The sequence below is a fragment of the Vibrio sp. SS-MA-C1-2 genome (assembly GCF_021513135.1).
GTDB lineage: Bacteria > Pseudomonadota > Gammaproteobacteria > Enterobacterales > Vibrionaceae.
In genome coordinates this window covers 393,392-414,829 of sequence record NZ_CP090981.1, presented here as the reverse complement: position 1 = coordinate 414,829, position 21,438 = coordinate 393,392, and the positions used below count along the sequence as shown (strand labels likewise).

At 39.9% G+C, this 21,438-nt stretch carries 24 protein-coding genes; 17 read left to right on the top strand and 7 right to left on the bottom strand.

The features are described 5' to 3' along the window. Positions 1-88: 88 nt before the first annotated feature. From dam to L0B53_RS06470, 6 genes are all read left to right on the top strand, one after another. Entirely contained in the window at positions 89-922 is an 834-nt protein-coding gene (gene dam / locus L0B53_RS06495; RefSeq protein ID WP_235061335.1) for an adenine-specific DNA-methyltransferase, read from the top strand. A 123-nt stretch (positions 923-1,045) separates the two neighbouring features. Further along, a complete protein-coding gene (gene rpe / locus L0B53_RS06490) occupies positions 1,046-1,720 on the top strand; it encodes a ribulose-phosphate 3-epimerase (protein WP_235061334.1) in 675 nt (224 codons plus the stop codon). A 35-nt stretch (positions 1,721-1,755) separates the two neighbouring features. Further along, positions 1,756-2,433, top strand: a complete 678-nt coding sequence (locus L0B53_RS06485; RefSeq protein WP_235061333.1) for a phosphoglycolate phosphatase — start codon at positions 1,756-1,758, stop codon at positions 2,431-2,433. Between the two features lie 90 nt (positions 2,434-2,523). Then, entirely contained in the window at positions 2,524-3,531 is a 1,008-nt protein-coding gene (trpS, locus tag L0B53_RS06480) for a tryptophan--tRNA ligase (RefSeq protein ID WP_235061332.1), read from the top strand. A 138-nt stretch (positions 3,532-3,669) separates the two neighbouring features. Continuing rightward, a complete protein-coding gene (locus L0B53_RS06475) occupies positions 3,670-4,248 on the top strand; it encodes an aminodeoxychorismate/anthranilate synthase component II (protein WP_235061331.1) in 579 nt (192 codons plus the stop codon). A 168-nt stretch (positions 4,249-4,416) separates the two neighbouring features. After that, the gene (locus L0B53_RS06470) at positions 4,417-5,655 is read left to right on the top strand and encodes an aspartate aminotransferase family protein (protein WP_235061330.1); all 1,239 of its coding nucleotides are present in this window, start codon (positions 4,417-4,419) and stop codon (positions 5,653-5,655) included. A 111-nt stretch (positions 5,656-5,766) separates the two neighbouring features. Here the strand turns inward: L0B53_RS06470 and L0B53_RS06465 are convergent, their stop codons facing one another. The 6 genes from L0B53_RS06465 to L0B53_RS06440 form a co-directional block, all read right to left on the bottom strand. Then, positions 5,767-6,453: a DUF2057 family protein gene (locus L0B53_RS06465; protein ID WP_235061329.1), complete on the bottom strand. Its 687-nt coding sequence runs from the start codon at positions 6,451-6,453 to the stop codon at positions 5,767-5,769. Between the two features lie 89 nt (positions 6,454-6,542). Next, positions 6,543-7,556: a porin gene (locus tag L0B53_RS06460; protein ID WP_235061328.1), complete on the bottom strand. Its 1,014-nt coding sequence runs from the start codon at positions 7,554-7,556 to the stop codon at positions 6,543-6,545. 597 nt (positions 7,557-8,153) lie between these two features. Further along, the gene (crp, locus tag L0B53_RS06455; protein WP_235061327.1) at positions 8,154-8,786 is read right to left on the bottom strand and encodes a cAMP-activated global transcriptional regulator CRP; all 633 of its coding nucleotides are present in this window, start codon (positions 8,784-8,786) and stop codon (positions 8,154-8,156) included. A 357-nt stretch (positions 8,787-9,143) separates the two neighbouring features. After that, on the bottom strand, positions 9,144-10,016 hold the full coding sequence (locus L0B53_RS06450; RefSeq protein WP_235061326.1) for a phosphoribulokinase: 873 nt from the start codon (positions 10,014-10,016) through the stop codon (positions 9,144-9,146). A 280-nt stretch (positions 10,017-10,296) separates the two neighbouring features. Next, a complete protein-coding gene (locus tag L0B53_RS06445; protein ID WP_235061325.1) occupies positions 10,297-10,536 on the bottom strand; it encodes a YheU family protein in 240 nt (79 codons plus the stop codon). Between the two features lie 76 nt (positions 10,537-10,612). Further along, on the bottom strand, positions 10,613-12,532 hold the full coding sequence (locus L0B53_RS06440) for an ABC transporter ATP-binding protein (protein WP_235061324.1): 1,920 nt from the start codon (positions 12,530-12,532) through the stop codon (positions 10,613-10,615). Between the two features lie 420 nt (positions 12,533-12,952). On the opposite strand from L0B53_RS06440, the gene kefG reads away from it, so the two are divergent. The 4 genes from kefG to slyD all read left to right on the top strand — a co-directional run bounded on the left by kefG (position 12,953) and on the right by slyD (position 16,347). Continuing rightward, positions 12,953-13,516 carry a glutathione-regulated potassium-efflux system ancillary protein KefG gene (kefG, locus tag L0B53_RS06435; RefSeq protein ID WP_235061323.1) on the top strand — a complete coding sequence of 188 codons (564 nt, stop codon included), beginning with the start codon at positions 12,953-12,955 and terminating at the stop codon, positions 13,514-13,516. Next, complete coding sequence (kefB, locus tag L0B53_RS06430) at positions 13,513-15,327, top strand: glutathione-regulated potassium-efflux system protein KefB (protein WP_235061322.1); 1,815 nt, start codon at positions 13,513-13,515, stop codon at positions 15,325-15,327. The genes kefG and kefB overlap by 4 nt, the downstream gene beginning before the upstream one ends. A gap of 22 nt (positions 15,328-15,349) precedes the next feature. Continuing rightward, positions 15,350-15,556: a YheV family putative zinc ribbon protein gene (locus tag L0B53_RS06425; RefSeq protein ID WP_235061321.1), complete on the top strand. Its 207-nt coding sequence runs from the start codon at positions 15,350-15,352 to the stop codon at positions 15,554-15,556. A 224-nt stretch (positions 15,557-15,780) separates the two neighbouring features. Beyond that, positions 15,781-16,347, top strand: coding sequence for a peptidylprolyl isomerase (slyD, locus tag L0B53_RS06420; protein WP_235061320.1), 567 nt, complete (start codon positions 15,781-15,783; stop codon positions 16,345-16,347). A 121-nt stretch (positions 16,348-16,468) separates the two neighbouring features. Here the strand turns inward: slyD and L0B53_RS06415 are convergent, their stop codons facing one another. Next, the gene (locus L0B53_RS06415) at positions 16,469-16,690 is read right to left on the bottom strand and encodes a SlyX family protein (RefSeq protein WP_235061319.1); all 222 of its coding nucleotides are present in this window, start codon (positions 16,688-16,690) and stop codon (positions 16,469-16,471) included. Positions 16,691-17,258: 568 nt separating this feature from the next. Here L0B53_RS06415 and fkpA point away from each other — a divergent pair. The 7 genes from fkpA to rpsG all read left to right on the top strand — a co-directional run bounded on the left by fkpA (position 17,259) and on the right by rpsG (position 21,414). Then, positions 17,259-18,071, top strand: a complete 813-nt coding sequence (gene fkpA, locus L0B53_RS06410) for an FKBP-type peptidyl-prolyl cis-trans isomerase (protein ID WP_235061318.1) — start codon at positions 17,259-17,261, stop codon at positions 18,069-18,071. 229 nt (positions 18,072-18,300) lie between these two features. Then, the gene (locus L0B53_RS06405) at positions 18,301-19,026 is read left to right on the top strand and encodes a transcriptional regulator (RefSeq protein WP_235061317.1); all 726 of its coding nucleotides are present in this window, start codon (positions 18,301-18,303) and stop codon (positions 19,024-19,026) included. Next, on the top strand, positions 19,023-19,415 hold the full coding sequence (gene tusD / locus L0B53_RS06400) for a sulfurtransferase complex subunit TusD (protein WP_235061316.1): 393 nt from the start codon (positions 19,023-19,025) through the stop codon (positions 19,413-19,415). Before L0B53_RS06405 ends, tusD begins: the two co-directional genes overlap by 4 nt. A 219-nt stretch (positions 19,416-19,634) precedes the next feature. Then, on the top strand, positions 19,635-20,000 hold the full coding sequence (tusC, locus tag L0B53_RS06395; RefSeq protein ID WP_235061315.1) for a sulfurtransferase complex subunit TusC: 366 nt from the start codon (positions 19,635-19,637) through the stop codon (positions 19,998-20,000). Between the two features lie 9 nt (positions 20,001-20,009). Beyond that, positions 20,010-20,300, top strand: coding sequence for a sulfurtransferase complex subunit TusB (gene tusB / locus L0B53_RS06390; protein ID WP_235061314.1), 291 nt, complete (start codon positions 20,010-20,012; stop codon positions 20,298-20,300). A 177-nt stretch (positions 20,301-20,477) separates the two neighbouring features. After that, positions 20,478-20,852: a 30S ribosomal protein S12 gene (gene rpsL, locus L0B53_RS06385; protein ID WP_235061313.1), complete on the top strand. Its 375-nt coding sequence runs from the start codon at positions 20,478-20,480 to the stop codon at positions 20,850-20,852. Positions 20,853-20,943: 91 nt separating this feature from the next. Next, positions 20,944-21,414, top strand: coding sequence for a 30S ribosomal protein S7 (rpsG, locus tag L0B53_RS06380; protein WP_235061312.1), 471 nt, complete (start codon positions 20,944-20,946; stop codon positions 21,412-21,414). Positions 21,415-21,438: the final 24 nt, after the last annotated feature.

Genomic DNA, 21,438 nt, shown 5'->3' with positions numbered 1-21,438 from the left:
ATAAAAAATATTCTGATTCACACAACAATCCCGTAAAATAGGGTACAATCCGCCCCCATTTATTAAATTAGAGATGAGTATAGACTGAATGAAAAAGCATCGTGCCTTTCTAAAATGGGCTGGAGGAAAATATTCCTTAGTCGAAGATATCAGTCATCATCTTCCTGCGGCTAAAAAGCTGGTTGAACCTTTTGTTGGTGCAGGCTCTGTTTTCCTTAATACCGATTATGATCACTATCTCCTTGCTGATATTAATCCTGATCTTATTAATCTCTATAATATTGTTAAGCAGCAACCTGAACAGTATATTTCGGACGCTAAAAAACTCTTTACCCCTGAATATAATCAGAAAGAGGTTTATTTAGCGCTGCGTGAAGAGTTTAACGCCACTAATAATCCTTATCGTCGTTCGATCCTTTTTCTCTATTTTAATCGTCATGGCTTCAATGGTTTATGTCGTTATAATAAGAAAGGCGGTTTTAACGTCCCATTTGGCTCTTATAAAAAACCCTATTTTCCAGAGAAAGAAATACTCTACTTTGCAGAAAAAGCCAAGAAAGCGACATTTGTCTGTGAAGGGTATGCCGAGACGTTTCGTCGAGCACGTAAAGGCGCGGTTGTTTATTGCGATCCTCCTTATGCGCCTCTTTCTAATACTGCAAATTTTACCAGTTATACCGGTAATGGCTTCTCATTAGATGACCAAGCTGCGCTTGCAGATATTGCAGAGAAAGCGGCAACGGTTCGTGGTATCCCTGTCTTAATTTCTAACCACGATACGACCTTAACTCGTCGCCTCTATCATGGTGCCGATCTCTCTGTGGTTAAAGTGAAGCGTACGATTAGTCGTAATGGTGGAAGCCGTAATAAAGTCAATGAGTTATTGGCACTGTTCCATGCGGATAAAACCGAAATCGTATAGATAACATCTTCTTCTTTGTAACTTCTGATCAGAATCAATAAATCCATTAAGACAGCGCAATCGATTTCGAGTAGAATTATTCTAATATTCACTCCGATAATATGTTTTGATTAGGGCTTAATTATGAAAGATTTTTTGATTGCACCATCAATTCTCTCCGCCGACTTCGCTCGTCTAGGTGACGATGTACAGAAAGTATTAGATTCAGGCGCGGACGTTGTTCATTTTGATGTAATGGATAACCATTATGTCCCTAACTTAACAATTGGCCCTATGGTGTGTCAGGCACTACGTGATTATGGTATTACTGCGCCTATCGATGTTCATTTAATGGTTAAGCCGGTTGATCGTATTATCCCAGATTTCGCCAAAGCCGGCGCCTCTATTATCACTTTCCATCCTGAAGCAACCGAACATTTAGATCGTTCTATCCAGTTGATTAAAGATCACGGCTGTAAAGCTGGGCTGGTGTTTAATCCTGCAACGCCTCTACATTATTTAGATTATGTACTTGATAAGATTGATGTCATTCTTCTGATGTCGGTTAATCCGGGCTTTGGTGGTCAATCCTTTATCCCTTCTACGCTTGATAAACTCCAAGAAGTTCGTGCGATTGTTGATGCAAGTGGTTACGATATTCGTATTGAAGTTGATGGTGGTGTTAAAGTCGATAATATCGGTGAGATTGCAGCCGCCGGCGCCGATATGTTTGTAGCAGGTTCTGCGATTTTCAATCAACCTGATTACAAAGCAGTGATTGATGAAATGCGTGTAGAGTTAGAAAACGCGACTAAATAGCGTTATAAAATAGATAACCTTGGATATTACCAATAATGAATAAACCTGAATTTATCGTTTTCGACCTTGATGGTACTTTGGTCGATAGCGTCCCTGATCTTGCTAATGCCGTTGATTTAGCGATGCAAGATATTGGTTATCCATCGGTAACCGTTGAACAGACGGCAACTTGGATTGGAAATGGTGCGGACTTATTGATTGCCCGCGCATTGAGCCAAAGTGTAACGCCAAATCCAGATATTGATCCTGAATTACAGAATAGAGCACGGGATCTTTTTAATGGTCATTATGGTGCCAGTGACCATAGTGCAACGACAGTTTACTCTGGAGTGATCGAAACCTTAACAACATTGAAAGCTCAAGGGATAAAAATTGCGCTATTGACCAATAAGCCATCACAATTTGTGGCTGCGGTGTTAGAAGAACAAGGGTTAGCGGACTTCTTTTGTCATGTTGTTGGTGGCGATGATTTCCCAGAGAAAAAACCAAGTCCAATGGCACTAAACTGGTTGATGGATGAGTTTAACTTTAAGCCTGAGCAAACGGTGATGGTAGGCGACTCTAAAAATGATATTTTAGCGGCACAGAATGCAAAATGTCGTTCAATTGGCGTCACTTATGGTTATAACTACGGTGTACCAATTGCGGAAAGTCAGCCAACCTTTGTTTGTGAACAATTTAATCAACTATTAGATGTTCTCAATCTCGGTTAATCGAGTTACAGTACTATCAATTAGACTATTTAAAACTTGCCGTTTACTTTATTAGTGGCGGCAATTATTTACCTTTAAGGAAACTTTATCATGAGTAAACCCATTGTATTGAGTGGCGTCCAGCCATCTGGTGAATTGAGTATTGGTAACTATATGGGCGCATTACGTCAATGGGAACAGATGCAGGATGATTACAATTGTCACTACTGTATTGTTGATCTACATGCCATTACGGTACGCCAAAAAGCCGAAGAGCTTCATGAAGCAACATTAGATGCATTAGCACTTTGTCTTGCTGTTGGTGTTGATCCAGAAAAGAGCACCTTGTTTATTCAGTCTCATGTTCCAGAGCATGCTCAGTTGAGTTGGTTATTGAACTGTTATACTCAAATGGGTGAACTAAACCGCATGACTCAGTTTAAAGATAAGTCTCAGCGTCATGCTGAAAATATCAATGCAGGTCTATTTAGCTACCCAGTTCTGATGGCGGCGGATATTTTACTTTATCAAGCGCAGCAAGTGCCTGTTGGACATGATCAGAAGCAACATTTAGAACTTTCTCGTGATATCGCTCATCGCTTCAATAATCTTTATGGTGAAACATTCCAAGTGCCAGAACCTTATATCCCAAGTGTTGGTGCGCGCGTAATGAGCCTACAAGATCCCCTAAAGAAAATGTCGAAATCCGATGATAACCGTAATAACGTGATAGGCTTGCTTGAAGATCCAAAAGCGATTGTGAAGAAGATTAAACGTGCGGTGACTGATTCAGAAGAGCCACCTCGTGTTCAATTTGATATTGCAAACAAACCGGGCGTTTCAAATCTGTTAGGGATTCTTTCTGGCGTGACAGGCAAAGATATCAAGTCATTAGAAGCAGAATACGAAGGTAAAATGTATGGTCATCTAAAAGGCGACACCGCTGATGCAGTTGTTGCGATGTTAGAGCCTTTACAGCAGCGTTATAAGCAGTTCCGTAATGACCGAGCTTTCCTTGATCAAGTGATGAAGTCAGGGGCAGAAAAAGCCTCAGCTCATGCCGCTATTACGTTAGAAAAAGCGTATAAAGCCGTTGGTTTTGTTGGCCGTCCTCGTTAATTTTTAATACGCAGCGGTATCTATTAAAGGTAACGACAAGCATATAATCAAGGTGAGTAAGAGCAATTTTACTTGCCTTTTTTATTGCCATTTTTTCCTGAGTGTTCAAATTTTATATTCAGAGTATTGAGATTTTTTATGTTATTGATAATCGACAATTATGACTCTTTTACTTATAACCTTTACCAATATTTTTGTCAGCTAGGTGCTGAGGTAAAAGTGATTCGCAATGATGAAATTGATTTAGCGGGTATCGCTGAACTAAATCCCACCCACCTAGTCATCTCTCCTGGACCTTGTTCACCCAATGAAGCTGGGATCTCTTTAGCGGCAATTAAAACCTTTGCAGGCAAGTTACCGATTCTTGGCGTCTGTTTAGGACACCAAGCAATGGCACAAACATTTGGTGCTAATATCATTCGAGCTAAAGAGGTAATGCATGGCAAAACCTCAACGATTCATCATGATCAACAAGGTGTATTTTCTGATTTACCAAATCCATTAACGGTGACTCGATATCACTCTTTAGTGATTGAAGAGCAATCTTTGCCGGATTGTTTTGAGATTACCGCGTGGAGCTATAACGCAAACAATGAACAAGATGAGATTATGGGAATTCGTCATAAAACCTTGGATTTAGAAGGGGTGCAATTTCACCCTGAAAGCATTAAGACAGAAAAGGGTTTAGCACTGTTAGCCAATTTTATTAATCGTTAGTATTTTAGATCTTTTTTATATAAAAAGTCATAAAATAAGCATAGATACTCATTTTTTGTTTATTTTCTCTCTTGTTTAGTTATTATGAATGAATAGTTTAGTTACGATGAACTAATATCAATAGAGAAGTAACTTTTGAGAATAAAAGCATAACTCAAGGAGAGAGAGATGGGACAGAGTGTTAAGCGTGCGGATTTTGATCAATACATGGTGCCATGTTATTCCCCAATGGCGATGATTTTGACCAAAGGTAAAGGCTCGTTGGTTTGGGATCAACAAGGAACCGAGTATATTGATTTTGCTGGCGGTATTGCGGTGAGCAGCTTAGGCCACTGTCATCCCGTGATGGTTAATGCATTGCAGCAGCAGTCACAAAAACTGTGGCATGTGAGTAATATTATGACTAACGAACCGGCATTACGTTTAGCCAAGCGACTGACAGAGCTCTCTTTTGCAGAAAAAGTCTTCTTTGCAAACTCTGGGGCTGAAGCCAATGAAGCGGCACTTAAATTAGCGCGTCGTTATGCACTAGAAAATTTCGGTGAGCAGAAGAATGAGATTATTGCCTTTAAACAAGGGTTTCATGGTCGTACTTTCTTTACTGTTACCGTGGGTGGACAGCCAAGTTATTCCGAAGGTTTTGGCCCTAAACCACAGGAGATCACTCACCTTCCTTATAATGATTTAGAGACACTTTCTCAACATATCTCAGATAAAACCTGTGCCGTTATGATGGAGCCATTGCAAGGCGAGGGCGGAATTATCGATGCGGAACCTCAGTTTTTAGCAGGCGTTAAAGCCTTGTGTGAACAGCATAATGCGCTACTTATTTTTGATGAGGTGCAGACAGGCAATGGCAGAACTGGCGCTTTTTATGCCTATCAAGCGTGTGGTGTGACGCCGGATATTTTAACCACCGCAAAATCATTAGGTGGTGGTTTCCCCATTGCCGCCATGATGACAACCTCGAATATCGCCAAACACTTAACTCCGGGAACTCATGGCACAACCTATGGTGGCAATGCATTGGCCTGTGCGGTTGCTGAAGCGGTTATTAATGAAACCTCCAAGCCTGAGGTACTATCTGGTGTAATGGTTCGTCAGCAGTGGTTTGAGCGTGAATTAGAAAAATTAAACAATCAATATCAACTGTTTGAAAACATTCGTGGTCGAGGGTTACTGTTAGGTGCGGTACTCAATGAGCAATGGCAAGGGCGTGCGGTTGATATTATGAATGCTGCCGCAGAACAAGGGGTGTTAATTTTAGTGGCAGGGTCGAATGTGTTACGTTTTACACCATCATTAATTATTGATGAGCAACAGATTATTAATGGTGTCGCTAAATTGGGTGATGCTATCGCTAAATTAATCGAAGTGGAGTCAGTGAAACACGCTGAGTCTGTATAGTTAATTAAATTTATAAAAATGGTCATTAACAAATAGGCCGCTAATGGTATTCCATCAGCGGCCTATTTTTTAACTCTTTTTTATGAGTGATTTTTATTTTTGAGTCAGAGATTAATCTTGATCGATCTGCCAGCGACGGAACTCCTTACGTTGCTCTGGTGTCGCTTTTAAATACCAAGCTTGTAGCTGTTTTAGTGCATTTTTGTCGGTATTTGGTGGCACTATTTTTTTCGCTGCCGTAGATTTGGCTGTAGCCGTTGTTGCTGTGATCGCTGCTGTCGTCGTCACTGCTGCAGTTGTCACTGCTGAAGTATCAATTGCTTGAGGCTCAACAAGCATTAAGCCATGCTTTTGATTATATTTAGTAATTAACTCTTCTAAATCATTGTAAGCCATAAAGCCACCTTTACTCGGCAGTACAGGAAGCTCAAGGGGCATTTTTTCGCCATCATTATGGCTAACGGCCCAGCCGACTTTATTGCCTGAGAATGCGCCTGCTGCAACGGTATAGTTAGCAAAGTATTTATGGCTAAGCTTGTAGCTACCTTCATTAACATCAATATTCCAAATTAATGGATCTGAAGTATAAGAAGACTTCGCTGAACCTCTCTTTAACGGTTGAGAGTATTCGATAATTAATTGATGACTACCCGCAGCTAAGTCAGCAAGCTGATCTTTATCTTTGAGTTTTTTGCCATCTAATGCCATTAAGTTAACACTATTTGGCAGAATGATTTCTGCAGCCATAGTGGAAACAGGCAGCATGATTAGCAGGGGTAGAATTATTTTTTTAAACATCCTGTTCTCCATTTTTTATCATGGCTAAAAAGCAAAAAGCCACTAATATATAGTGGCTTCAGTATATCATGTCATATGATAATTTATTATTAGAAGCTTACGCCCATACCAACAACATAGCCAGTATCTTCATCTTTAGCATCAGTAAAGCCAAGTTCTGCATAAGTCCAAACGTTTGAAGTCCAATTATATGTGGCATTGATATAGCCATTATTTTCTGTTGAATCTTCTGCGTCCATATCGTCACAATTAGTATCTCGGTAACCATAGCCAGCTGCAAATACAACTTTATCCATAGTATAAGTACCAGTTAAGCCGTACATATATACATCTTTAGACATTGAACCATCAGCATCAGTGTTTGAACCCGACGCTGTAGCAGCTAAACCTATGTTATCCATTAACTGGTAACGAACTTCAAGGTCATAGATTGTAATTTCAGCATTATCCATTTCACCTAGTTTTTTCTTCTCAGAGTAACCACCGTAAAGAGTTACATCTAATTTCTCCATACGGAAACCGATACGGCCATCAATATCGTAGTCGCCGTCAAAACCCTTATCTGCTTCATCTAATTCATTATTGCTAGTGCCGCCAGTACCATTTTGATAAGCATTATATGCTACTGCACCGTAGAACATGCCACCGTTGTCGTATACGTATTTTACAACTTGCTGACCATACATATTTTGGTCATCAACAAAACCAGCATAACCGAACTCGTAATCACCACCGATGCCAGAATCATCCAGTACTGTGTACTGCTCACCAAAAGTAAGAATACCGTAGTTAGTGAAGTGTAGGCCTACGAATGCTTCATCACGAACAAATTTGTTATCTTCGTTATCTGCATCGCCGTCGATACCTAATTTACCGCCAACAGCAAGCATGTCGTTTACTTGGTACTTAAGACCGAAACCGAAATCAGCATCATCAATACGGATTTCTGCATCTAAATCTTTATCTTTATCTTGGTAGTATTGAACGTCTAAATCACCGAAGATATCAACAGTTACGCCATCTTTGTTATAAATTTCTGCAGCGTTTACAGAGCCTGCCGCTAGAAGAGCTGGTACGGCTAGAGCTAAAAGAGTCTTTTTCATGAGTTTCCCATGCCTTTATTAGTTATCGGAATGTCAAAAGCTAAATCGCTAAATGAGCATTCGTTCCATTTCCCTGATAACGATTGTTTTGTAAAAAACAAAAAGTGTTTTACTAACCAAAACAATCACTTTGCAGCTATATTGTCTGGTGTTTATAAAAGTGTCAAATAGTTCAAAAAAAATAATAAAAAAACATAAATGAATATAAAACAAGGACTTATTGATGAAAAATGATGTCTGATAAGTTATTTTGTTATTTTGCTATATATTGTTCTTTTGTCTGTTTTCGATATTTTATACTGGTAATTTTACTGGTTTTGAATTTATATATTGCTAGTAATCCCATTTATGGGTTTTAAAGTTTCATAATTGAATCTAATAATTTTTTTTCATAATAATAAAAATATTGTGATCTTAGTCGAATATTCAGGTGGTCTTTAGGTTTTTTTATACTTTATAGTTTGATTATTAATCAGTTTCTGAAGAGGGGATACTTATTTATAGGCAATAAAAAACCGCAGGCTAAGCTGCGGTTTTTTATTTAGTGAGCAAGATCCAATCAGGAGATCGTTATCTCATCTCTTTCTGTTTTGTCGGTTAACGAGTGCCGTAAACAACAATCGTTTTACCATGAGCTGAAATTAAGTTCTGCTCTTCTAGCATCTTTAAGATACGACCCACTGTTTCACGAGAACAACCAACAATCTGTCCGATCTCTTGACGGGTGATCTTAATCTGCATGCCATCTGGGTGAGTCATCGCATCAGGTTGTTTTGCAAGATTCAATAGTGTCTGTGCAATTCGTCCTGTTACATCTAAGAATGCAAGATCACCGACTTTTTGGCTGGTTGTCTGAAGACGGCTTGCCATCTGCGCCGAGAGTCGCATCAAGATATCTGGATTAACTTGAATTAATTGACGGAACTTCTTGAATGAGATTTCAGCGACTTCACAAGGCGTTTTAGCTCGAACCCAAGCGGTACGTTCTGCGCCTTCTTCGAAGAGGCCAAGTTCGCCGATGAAATCCCCTTGATTAAGATAAGAAAGGATCATCTCTTTACCTTCTTCATCTTTAATCAAAACTGCAACTGAACCTTTTACAATGAAGTAAAGTGTTTCAGCTTTTTCGCCAGCATGGATCAATGTACTTTTTGACGGATACTTATGGATGTGACAGTGAGATAAAAACCACTCCAAAGTAGGGTCTGTCTGAGGTTTGCCTAAAACCATATCTATTTATTCCTCTACATGATTTGCTTCGTCATCTAGCTATAATTCGAATGTCACTTATATTTCCTCTATTCAGAGCTGAAAGTGATATTTATCGTTAATAAGGTAGATAGCAAGTGTGCTGATAATTTACCGTAAGATTCTATCCTTTTTTGTAAACTATTTCTTGATTTTAATACGGCATAACTGGTTATTAATGCGTCAAAAATGTGCGTGGGATCACGAAGATTCATTTAAGTTACATTCAGAAATGTGAAGCCTATTGAAATAGCGAGTAATATTGATTTGACGCTCATCATTTTGGCACGCTTAAATTGCATTAATATAGACTTAAAGTAAGAACGGTACACGATTTACTTATAAGTGAATACTGCCATGAGTGATTAGTTTCTCAATTAATGGGCGCATAATTAACTCCATCGCAAAGCTCATTTTGCCTCCTGGTACCACTAAGGTATCGTGACTTGAGACAAAAGAGCCTTCAATCATCGCTAACAGGTAAGGAAAATTGACCTGTTTTATTCCTCGAAAGCGGATTACCACAAAACTTTCATCAAGAGTTGGAATCGCAGTCGCATTAAGTGGATTAGAGGTATCAACGGTTGGAACCCGTTGGAAGTTGATGTGAGTTCTCGAAAACTGTGGCGTAATGTAGTTTAAGTAATCATCCATTGAACGAATAATCGAGTCTTGAACGGCTTCTGCAGAATGACCTCGTTCTCGAATATCTCGAACACTCTTTTGAATCCACTCTAAATTGACGATCGGAACCATGCCGATCAATAAGTCGACCTCTTTAGCGACATCGATATCATCGTGAACAATCCCACCGTGTAGACCTTCATAAAAAACTAAATCAGTCTCTTCTGGTAATTGCTGCCAAGGGGTGAAATTACCAGGAGTCAGTTGGTAAGGAACCGCTTCATCAAAGGTGTGGAGATATTTACGGTACTTTCCTGTACCATCTTCTCCGTATTGCTGAAAGAAGGTTTCTAATTGTCGAAAGTCATTGGCTTCAGGACCAAAATAACTGATATGGCGCCCCTGTGCTTTGGCTTTACGGATCTCATTATCCATCTCAGGGCGAGTAAATCGGTGGAAGCTATCGCCTTCTAACCATGCTGCGTTAATATCAAGGGCGGCAAACATTTTGCGGAAGGCTTCTTTGGTGGTGGTAGTTCCTGCGCCTGAAGAACCGGTTACGGCAATGATAGGATGCTTAGCTGACATGATAACTCCTTTAATCGATATGTTCTCTTATTCGTTGAGAGGTCTATACCCTTCATACTTGAAGTCGCTAGGTTGTTGGCTGTATTCGTTCGCCCCAATTATATCGTACATCTATACTCACGGGGCCTTACTCACTTGCCGCCTACTAGCAGCTTCTATTATTTTAGGTATATTTTCTTGCCGCATTTTTATAGCTTAATTTACTGACGAGGGATTGCTCTATAATGTTGAGAATCTTTGCAATCTTATGACATCGTGTTACTGATTATTACAATAACACTTAATAAGACTCATTATCTTCAGCATAATTCAATTCAGATTTAGGTTTAATGTTAATCTCTTGATGCAACTCAGAAAAAATAATAATGGCTTCCCCTGATTTTAGCTGGTTTTTGACTTGCGATACTTTATCTTTCAGAGATATTTCATTCTCACCGTAATCTGTCCCTTCACGAAGAACATATTGTTCAATAATGTTTTCTAATGTCTCTGGTTGAATATTTTGCCAAGGGATGATCATAGTAACTCCATAGTAAAAGTAGAGCCCATCATTAGATGAGCTCTATTCATGATAAATTTAACGTTAATCTTATTGCTTACTGATTGTTAGTGAACGCTTGTTCTTTCTCTTCTAATTCATCATGAAGATCGAGCCACTCCATTTCGCTCTCTTCTAGGGCAGATTTAATCTCTATCTGTTTGGCAAGTGCGGTGGTTAATTGGGCTTTATTCTCCGCTTGGTAAATATCGCTATCGGCAAGCATGGCTTCTATTTCAATTAATGCAGCAGCTTCTTTTTCAATCAATTTATCCAGTTGAGTAATACGCTTTCGCATTGGTGCTGTCTGCTTTCGAAATTCAGCGTCTAAACGTTTTTGCTCTTTTTTAGCCGCTGCACTATTCACTGACGACTTTTCTTTCGGTTGCGCTTCTTTTTTCTCTAAGCGTTGCTGTTCACCTAACCAAACGTGGTAATCATGAAGATCCCCATTAAATGGGACAACTTGTTTATCATGGACCAGATAGAGCTCATCCGTTGTTGCACGTAGTAAGTAACGATCGTGGCTGACAATCACCATCGCGCCTTCGAACAGTTGCAAAGCCATGGTTAGCGCTTGGCGCATATCAAGATCGAGGTGGTTGGTTGGTTCATCGAGTAGCAAGAGGTTCGGCTTATCCCAAACAATAATAGCTAAAACCAAACGTGCTTTTTCACCGCCAGAAAATGGAGCTACGGGTTCGAGGGCTTTATCCCCTAAAAAGCCAAAGCTGCCCAAGTAATCTCGAAGTTGTTGTTCTGTTGCTTTTGGCGCGACACGCATCATATGTTGAACAGGGGTATCTTCAGGACGTAATGTTTCTAATTGATGCTGGGCAAAGTAACCAATTTTCACCCCTTGCGAATAGTTAAACTCACCGCCTTGAGGTTTTAACTCATTAGAAAGCAATTTAACTAAGGTTGATTTACCTGCACCATTACGACCGAGTAGACCGATACGACTTCCCGGCACAAGGTTAAGACGGATTTTCTCTAAGATCGCGACATCATCGTAACCAATCGCCACATCGTCCATCATTAGAATTGGATTAGGTAGGGCATCCGGCTCTCTAAATTGAAAGTTAAATGGATTATCAAGCTGAGCTGGCAATACCTTTTCCATTCTCTCTAGCGCTTTTATTCGACTCTGTGCTTGGCGCGCTTTATTGGCTTGATAACGGAAACGGTCGATATAAGACTGCATATGCGTAATTTGGCGCTGCTGCTTCTGGAATTGTGCTTGCTGTAAAACGAGTTTTTCTGCACGCTGAGTTTCAAAAGAGGAGTAGTTACCGGTATATTCATTCAGATCTCCACCTTCAATATGAATAATCTTATTGACGATAGGATCTAAAAAATCTCGGTCATGAGAAATAAGTAGTAGTGTACCAGGGTACGTTTGCAGCCAGCGTTCTAGCCACATTACCGCGTCGAGATCCAAGTGGTTGGTGGGTTCATCAAGTAAAAGAAGGTCAGAGCGACAAAGTAGGGCTTGTGCTAAGTTCAGACGCATACGCCAACCACCAGAGAATTGGGTTAGATTCCAACTCATCTGCTCTTGAGAAAAACCGAGGCCATCTAATAGTTCTGCGGCTCGAGAACGAATGGTGTAGCCACCGATCGCATCAAGTTTGCCATGCAGCTCAGCAACCAGTGTGCCGTTATCTTTCTGTTCGGCAATGACAAGTTGCTCTTCTAAACCTCGATACTCTCTATCTCCATCGATAACGTACTCAATGGCCTGACGTTCAAGTGCCGGTGTTTCTTGGGCAACCCATGCTAATTGCCAATGGTGAGGTTGCTTCGCGGTTCCCGCATCAAGAGAAAGCTCTCCTTTTAACAGAGCAAAAAGAGATGATTTACCACACCCATTTTTACCGACTAAGCCGAGCTTATCGTTGGGTTGAATGACAGCGGATGCGTTATCCAGTAGCGGTTTTCCGCCTCGTAATAGCTGTATATTTGAAAAAGTGATCATACTCATCGACAGTTAAAGGAGAAGTTAGCTGCTGATTTTATACTAATCATGGCTCAGTGGCGATATTGATACTAATAGAAACTATACTCTTCTTATTTGTTGCTTAACTAAAGTTCCAATGAAATTGAGAATATCCCCTTCATACTTGAAGTTGCTAGGTTGTTAGCTGCACTCGCTCACCCCAATCATAGAGTACACCTATACTCATGGGGCCTCACTCACTTGCTGCCTACTAGCAACGCCAATTATTTTAGGCATAAAGAAAGAGTAAAATAGCGATAAATATGAATAAAAAGTAAAAATATCCAGACGAAAACGTAACATTTTTGTTAGAGTGTTTTCAGGCTTTGTGCTGCATAAGAAAAATGTAGAGCAGTAAAAAGACCGATTGGAGTTAAAGGCGTAATCAAAAGGATTTATATGAAAGGAAAGCCCAAACCGAAAGTTCTTGTTATCTATGTTCACCCCTACCCACAAGATTCTGTGGCGAATGCTGAGATGATTAAGCATATTTCAATGCTAGACCACGTTACCGTGCATGATCTTTATGCCGAGTACCCCAACTTTTTTATCGATACTGTCCGTGAGCAAGCATTAGTCAATGCTCACGATATTATTGTCTTTCAACATCCTCTTTATATGTACTCGTGTCCCGCATTAATGAAAGAATGGTTAGATGTGGTGCTTGGGCAAGGCTTTGCTTATGGAAAAAGTGGTGATGCACTAATGGGAAAATATTGGCGTTCAGTGATTACGACAGGCGGTGCAAAAACAGCATTTACTTCAAGTGGCTATAACCGTTACTCCCTCAATGAAATTTTACAGCCTTTCGAATTAACCGCCGCACTTTGTCGTATGGAGTGGTTACCGCCTCTTGTTCTCTATTGGGCGAGAAGTGTTGGTGAACAAGAGAGAAAAGCTCATTGTGACAGCTACTATCAATGGCTAGATAATCCGTTATTTATTGAAGGGGACTTATCATGAGTGAGAGTTTTCTTCATGCTACTGTGGTTTACCTCTCTGCTGCGGTGATTGCGGTTCCTATTGCTCAACGTTTAGGGCTTGGTTCTGTATTGGGTTATCTCATGGCAGGCATTGTCATTGGTCCTTGGGGGATGGGATTAATTGATGATGTTGATGCAGTTTTGCACTTTTCTGAATTTGGTGTGGTTCTGTTGCTATTTTTGATTGGTTTAGAGCTTGATCCTAAAACGCTTTGGAAGATGAGAAGCCCGATCCTGGGTTTAGGGGGAGGGCAAGTGGTGATATCTACGGTGTTGATTGCTATGATTGCAGTTGCAATTACCGTGGCTGCTGGGATGTTGTTAAGTTGGCAGCAAGCTCTGATCATCGGAATGGGACTTGCGCTCTCTTCAACAGCAATTGCGTTACGAATTATTGATGAACAAGGGTTAGGAGGCTCTGAATCGGGACAGTCTGGGTTTTCTATTCTCCTCTTTCAAGATATTGCGGTGATTCCAATGCTAGCTGTATTACCGATCCTTGCGGGTGGCAGTGGTGGTGATTGGATTGAATTTATCTGGACGCTTGCTGGCTTTTTAGGTTTGCTTGTTGCGGGTCATTATTTGCTGCGTCCGTTGTTTCGTTGGGTAGTATTAAGTGGCGTACGAGAACTGTTTAATGTCGCGGCTTTACTTTTGGTGATAGGCATTGCCCTTGCGATGGAACAATTAGGGCTTTCAATGGCGCTGGGGACTTTTCTTGCTGGGGTCTTATTGGCTGAAAGTGAATATCGCCATGAGCTTGAGATTGCGATTGAACCTTTTAAAGGGTTGCTGTTAGGTCTCTTTTTTATCTCAGTAGGAATGACGGTTAATTTAGAATTATTTGTTGAACAACCGTTGATTATTCTTGGCTGTGTTGCTGCGCTGATTGCCATTAAGATGGCGGTACTTTATGGACTTGCTCGCTTATGGAAAATTGGTTCTAAATCAAGAAGTCAATTATCGGTGATCTTAAGCCAAGGAGGTGAATTTGCGTTTGTCTTATTTACTGCAGCAAGAGCAGAGGGAGCGTTAGATGCTCAACTTCATAGCTTTTTATTAGTGGTTGTCAGTTTATCAATGGTAACGACACCGATTTTACTGTTATTACAAAACCGTTGGTTTGCTCGAGAACTCAATAGTGACGAAGTGCAGTCTCACGATAGCGACGTGGTTGGTCGCGAATCTCGGGTTATTATTGCGGGCTTTGGCCGTTTTGGTCAAATTATCGGACGTCTTCTTTATGCCAATAAAATTAAACTGACGATCTTGGAAAGGGATCCTAGTCAAATACAAATGCTAAGAAAATTTGGTTATAAAGTCTTTTATGGTGATGCGACTCAGCTTGATCTGTTACGTGCGGCAGGAGCGGATAAAGCAGAAGCTATCGTTATCTGTAGCGATAGCCCCGATGATGTGATGAAAATCGTTGAAATTTGTCAGCATTATTTTCCTCACCTTAAAATTCTGTCAAGAGCAAGAAGCCGGGTTGATGCGCATCAATTGTTAAATCATAATGTTGATGGCTATACTCGAGAAACCTTTTTAGGGGCGCTAGATTTAGGTCGAAAAACATTAACATCTTTAGGCATGCACCCTTATCGAGCAAAAAGAGCAGAGGAGCATTTTCATCGACTCGATTCTCAACTGTTACGTGAATTTACACCAGAGCATAATGAAGATGTTGCGTTAGCTTCTAGAACCAAAGAAGCAAGAAAAGAATTAGAAGAAATTTTTGATCGAGAAATGCGCAGTGATAAAGATAAATATCATCATTGGAATGTAGATTAAAAAATAAGCAAAGGAAGCTCTAATGGAAAGAAAAAGATTTATTGCAGGCGCAACATGCCCAGCGTGTCAAAAAGAAGACACATTACGTTGGTGGTCAATTGAAAATATTGAGCATATAGAGTGTGTTGCTTGTGAACATCAAGATCAGCGTTCAATGAAATCCACAATAAAAAGTAAGGAACCATCGACGGAAGTTTCCGATCAAGTTATCGGGATTTTTACGCCCTGATAGCATAGAGAGGTCGGATAGGATATTATTCTGCTATAAAGTGATATTATATCCTTGTTACTTGAAGTTGCTAGGCTAGGTTTATTGAAGTAGGGACTGCATCATTCCCCTACTAGTAACTCCCATTGTTTTAGGTATATATTTACTGACAATAGCGAAAATCAGCGATCAAAATAGATCGCTAATTTCGTTGTTACTGATTATTTATTCCAACTGGAGTCGACATGAAAATTACAAAAGATATGGTTGTAAGCCTTGCTTATGAAGTTAAAGGTGAAGATGGTTCACTTGTTGATCAATCAACAGCAGAAGCACCATTAGATTATATGCATGGTCATAACAACCTAATCTCTGGTCTAGAAAAAGCATTAGAAGGCCGTGAACAAGGTGATACTTTCTCTGTGACGGTTACTCCAGAAGAAGCGTATGGCGACTACCATGATGCGATGGTTCAGCGTGTTCCTGCTGAAGTATTTCAAGGTGTTGACACAATCGAAGTTGGTATGCGCTTTTTAGCTGATACTGACCAAGGTCCAATTCCAGTTGAAGTGACTGAAGTTGATGGTGATGAAGTGGTTGTTGATGGTAACCATATGCTAGCAGGACAAACACTATCATTTGACGTGAAAGTGATTGCGGTTCGTGCTGCGACGGAAGAAGAACTATCTCATGGCCATTCTCATAAAGAAGAAGGTGGTTGTTGTGGCGGTGGTGATCACGATCATGGTCACGAAGAGAAAGAAGGCTGCTGTGGTGGCGAAGGTAAAGGCGGTTGTGGCTGCAGTCACTAATCCTCTTTATCATCATTCACTTCATAAATAAGTGATTGATAAAAGTAATTAGCAAAAAGGAGACTAGCATGGTCTCCTTTTTTGTATCTGAATATTTAGTTTAGATTGATAAGGTTAGGCATTAATAGTGTGGAGGCGGTGTTTCATCTTTTGCTGATGCCATGTTTGATGGTTCCATCTCTTTTAGTTTATCAACCAAATATTTTAACTGAACCGCCATTTTATCAATTAATAGTTGCTGTTGAGTCAGCGCATCATTTAGCTCTTCAATGGTCTGCTCTTGAAAGGCAACTTTATATTCTAATGAATCAATTTGTTGGGAAAAGAGTGCGTCTTTATTCATTTTTATTTCCATTGAGTTAGCGACCATCGAGTTTAAGACTCATTTTTATGGCGATTGATTGTTTTAATCTTAGGTATCATAAAGGGTTTTTATGGATAAAAATAGCAAAAGCATTCACCTTTCATTGCTTCAGCTTTAAGATCTTAGCCAGTAAATTTACATATTTTAACCATAAAATGTTAATTCATTATGAGGTTTAGGGTATAACGGTTGAATCATCAGCAATTGTTGTTAAGGTATGCCTTAATCACGATTATTTACGATATTTTTAGTTAATATGATGGTATAAAGATAGAAATAAAATGCTATCTTTAGATGTAATACACTAAATACAATAATAAATAGATTAATAATGAACTCTTTGTTTTTATTGTTGACCAAGGGTATAAAATTATAGTTTATTTATGATGATGTTCTGTTTATTGCTGATTGTTATAAAAAACTATCAATGAGAAATAGATAGAACTAATTAAAATTCAATGCAAAAGTTGGCTACATTCAGGATTTATCCTATTAATGTGACCTCTTTGTATCTATTTTCGATGAAATAAAAGATCTGGAGAGTTTAATGAAACCTGTTCTAAAAATGACCCTTCTTGCAGCAACTGTTCTATTAGCGGTAGGTTGTAACGACGAGAAAGCACAAGAAGCGGCACCAGCACCAGCAGCAAAAGTTGAGCAGACAGCAGCTAAAACTACAGATGCAGCAAGTGCAGAAAAAGCAGCATTCGCATCAGAAGATGACCAAGCCGCTTATGCTATCGGTGCATCACTTGCTAAATATCTAAATGCAAACTTAGATAAGCAAGCTGAAATTGGTTTAGATCTTAAGAAAGAAATGGTGCTTGAAGGTGTTAAAGATGCATTCAACAACACAACGAAACTAACAGATCAAGAACTACAAGATACATTGAAATCACTAGATACTCGTGTTGCTAAGTTAGCACAAGAGAAAGCAGCAGCAGCAGCTCAAGCCGCAGTTAAAGCAGGCGATGATTTCCGTGCCGATTTTGCTAAGCAAGAAGGTGTAAAAACAACTGATTCTGGCTTAATGTACAAAGTTGAAACAATGGGTACAGGGGCTAAACCAAAAGCAACGGATACTGTTGAAGTTCATTACACGGGCACACTCATTGATGGTACTAAGTTTGATAGCTCGTATGATCGTAATCAACCAGCAACATTCCCATTAAATCGCGTTATTCCTGGTTGGACTGAAGGCGTTCAGTTAATGCCTGTCGGTTCTAAGTTTAAGTTTGTGATCCCACCACAACTTGCTTACGGCGAGCAAGATTCACCAGCAATCCCAGCAAACTCAACGTTAGTCTTTGAAGTGGAATTACTGAAAATTGGTCAGCCAGCACAAGCAGCAGCTAAATAATTAGCTCTCTTATTTAGTTGGCATATATACCTAAAGTCATTGGTGTTGCTAGTAGGCGAACAAGTACAGCCAACAACCTAGCGACTTCAAGTAAGAAGGGTATAGATAAATTATTTAAAGATTAAAAAGACCCAGTTTATACTGGGTCTTTTTTTTATCTCGCAGGAATATCTGATAGACTTACAGATAAATTTGAAAAATTATCATTTATTTGTAAGGGATAGTCATTATGTCTGAAATTGAAAACGATACAGATGCCATTTTTGAGCAAGAATTAGCTGAAGGGTTTGTTTTTAGTCAGCATGATTACCATCTATTACACTCCTATGAAGCCGTTGTTGATGGTCTCGCCGCTTTAATTGGTCCTTATTGTGAAATTGTTCTTCATTCTCTTGATGATTTAGATAAATCTGCAATTAAAATTGCCAATGGTGAAAACACCGGGCGTACGGTGGGATCTCCGATTACCGATCTTGCTTTACGTATGCTAAAAGATATTGAAGGATCTGAGCGTAACTTTTCTCGTGCTTATTTTACCCGAGCCAAAGGTGGGACAGGCACCTTAATGAAGTCGATCACTGTCGCGATCCGTAATGGTGATCAACGAATCATTGGCTTGCTTTGTATCAACGTTAATCTTGATGCGCCTTTCTCTCAAGTTCTCGCTGCATTTATGCCTAATGAAGAGGCAAGTAAAGCGGCTTCAACGGTTAATTTTGCTAGTGATGTTGATGAACTGGTGGATCAAACCGTCGAGCGAACGGTCGAAGATGTGACAGCAGATAAAGAGGTATCGAATAATATGAAGAACCGTCAAATAGTGATGGATCTGTATGAAAAAGGGATTTTTGATATCAAAGATGCGATTAATCGTGTAGCTGATCGCTTAGATATCTCCAAGCATACGGTTTATCTTTATATTCGTCAGCGAAAAACTGAGGATAGTGATAAGTGAGTTTACACTACGGGCTTGTGGTTAATGGCTCAGCCTATGGTTCTCAGCAAGCAAGAGCGGCCTATCAATTTGCTTTAGCGATCATTGAAGAAGGGCATCAATTAGATCGAATCTTCTTCTATCAAGATGGTGTTTATAATGGTTCGGAGTTTACGGCTCCTGCTAGTGATGAGTTTGATATTGTTGCTGGATGGCAAAAGCTTGCTTCTGAACATCAAGTTGAGTTACAAACCTGTGTTGCAGCAGCGCTTCGTCGAGGAATTTTAAGCGATGATGAAGCAAAGAGTCTTCATCAACCTCATGGCAATTTAGCGGAGCATTTTACTCAATCAGGTTTAGGCTCAATGGCTGAAATGCTTTTAAAATGCGATCGTGTGATCCAATTTTAATTGTAAATTTTTAGTCCAAGAATATTTATACTTAAGTTATCCATACCCAAAGTCATTGGAGCTGCTAGTAGATGGCAAGCAAGTGAGGCCTCATGAGTATAGGTGCGCTATATAATTGGGGCGAGCGAGCGTAGCCAACAACCTAGCAACTTCAAGTAAGAAGGGTATATACCTGAGTAGGTTAGCACCCTATATAGAACATAAATCGAGTTTAAAAGTATGACTACCCAGATTGATGTTGGTTTTATTTTCACTTCTGCCCCTCATGGTATAACAAGTGGTCGAGAAGGGTTAGATGCAGTTTTAGCGACTTCGGCGTACAGTGAAAATATTGGATTACTGTTTCTAGGTGATGGAATTTTCCAACTCCTAAAACAACAAGATCCTGAAAAGATCCTTTCTCGTGACTATATCTCGTTGTTTAAAATGCTAGAACTCTATGATGTAGAGCAGCTCTATGTTTGTCAGCAATCTTTAGATGAACGCGGGATAGATCAACAGGATCTTCTTGTCGATGTGATGACTTGTTCAATCGCCGAGATCGCGCTAAAATTAAACAGTTGTAAGCAATTACTGCGATTCTAAAGGAATATCATGTTACATCTGATAAAAAAATCACCATTTCAATCGCAATTAGTAAAGCAATGTTTACAATATAGCAGCAATCAGGATGCGATCCTGCTTTATCAAGACGGTATTTATGCTGGATTGAGCGGTTCTGAGTGCGCAACACTGCTAAAAAACAGCAATTTAGAAATATATATTTTAACCCCAGACCTAGAAGCACGAGGGCTAGAGGATAAAATTGAGCAAAGTTTTAAGCGTGTTGATTATAAAGGTTTTGTTGGGTTGACGGCTCGTTTTGATAAAACAGTAACTTGGTAAGTCAGTAATAAAAGAACAGAGCTTTTATACGGCTTATTAACAGAGTTATTCACAAAAATATTCAAAACATTATTGTATATTTCTTGACACCTTCCCCTTACAAGCCTAAAATTTCGCGTCCCTCTATTCAGGAGGGTATTTTCATGTGTTTATGACAGTACATCCAGGAGCTATTTGATGGCAACTATTAACCAGTTGGTACGTAAGCCACGTGCAAAGCAAGTTGTTAAAAGCAACGTGCCTGCACTAGCTGCGTGTCCACAAAAACGTGGAGTATGTACTCGTGTATATACTACCACTCCTAAGAAGCCGAACTCAGCATTACGTAAAGTATGTCGTGTTCGTCTAACTAACGGCTTTGAAGTTACTTCATACATCGGCGGTGAAGGTCACAACCTTCAGGAACACAGTGTTGTTCTAATCCGTGGTGGTCGTGTTAAAGATTTACCGGGTGTGCGTTACCACACCGTTCGTGGTGCACTTGACTGTGCAGGCGTAAATGACCGTAAGAAAGGTCGTTCTAAGTACGGTGTTAAGCGTCCTAAGTCTTAATGGTTTCCGTTAAGTAAGGCCAAACATTTAATTTAATTTGAAAAAACTGAAAAGTTTTGGATAACCTGAAGAAGACAACGGAGATATATCCATGCCACGTCGTCGCGTTATAGGCCAGCGTAAGATCCTTCCAGATCCTAAGTTCAAATCTGAACTGCTGGCAAAATTTGTCAACATTATTATGGTTGACGGTAAGAAATCGACTGCTGAAAAGATTGTATACGGCGCTTTAGACATCATTGCTGAGCGTTCTGGTAAAGAGCACCTAGCTGTATTCGAACAAGCACTTGAAAATATTCGCCCTGCGGTAGAGGTTAAATCTCGCCGTGTTGGTGGTTCTACTTACCAGGTTCCAGTAGAGGTTCGCCCTGTACGTCGTAATGCATTAGCTATGCGTTGGTTAGTAGAAGCTGCGCGTAAGCGTGGTGAGAAGTCAATGGCGCAACGCCTAGCAAATGAAATGCTAGACGCGTCTGACAACAAAGGTACTGCTGTTAAGAAACGTGAAGACGTTCACCGTATGGCAGACGCGAACAAAGCATTCGCACATTACCGCTGGTAATAACTACCAAGCACAGCCTATGTT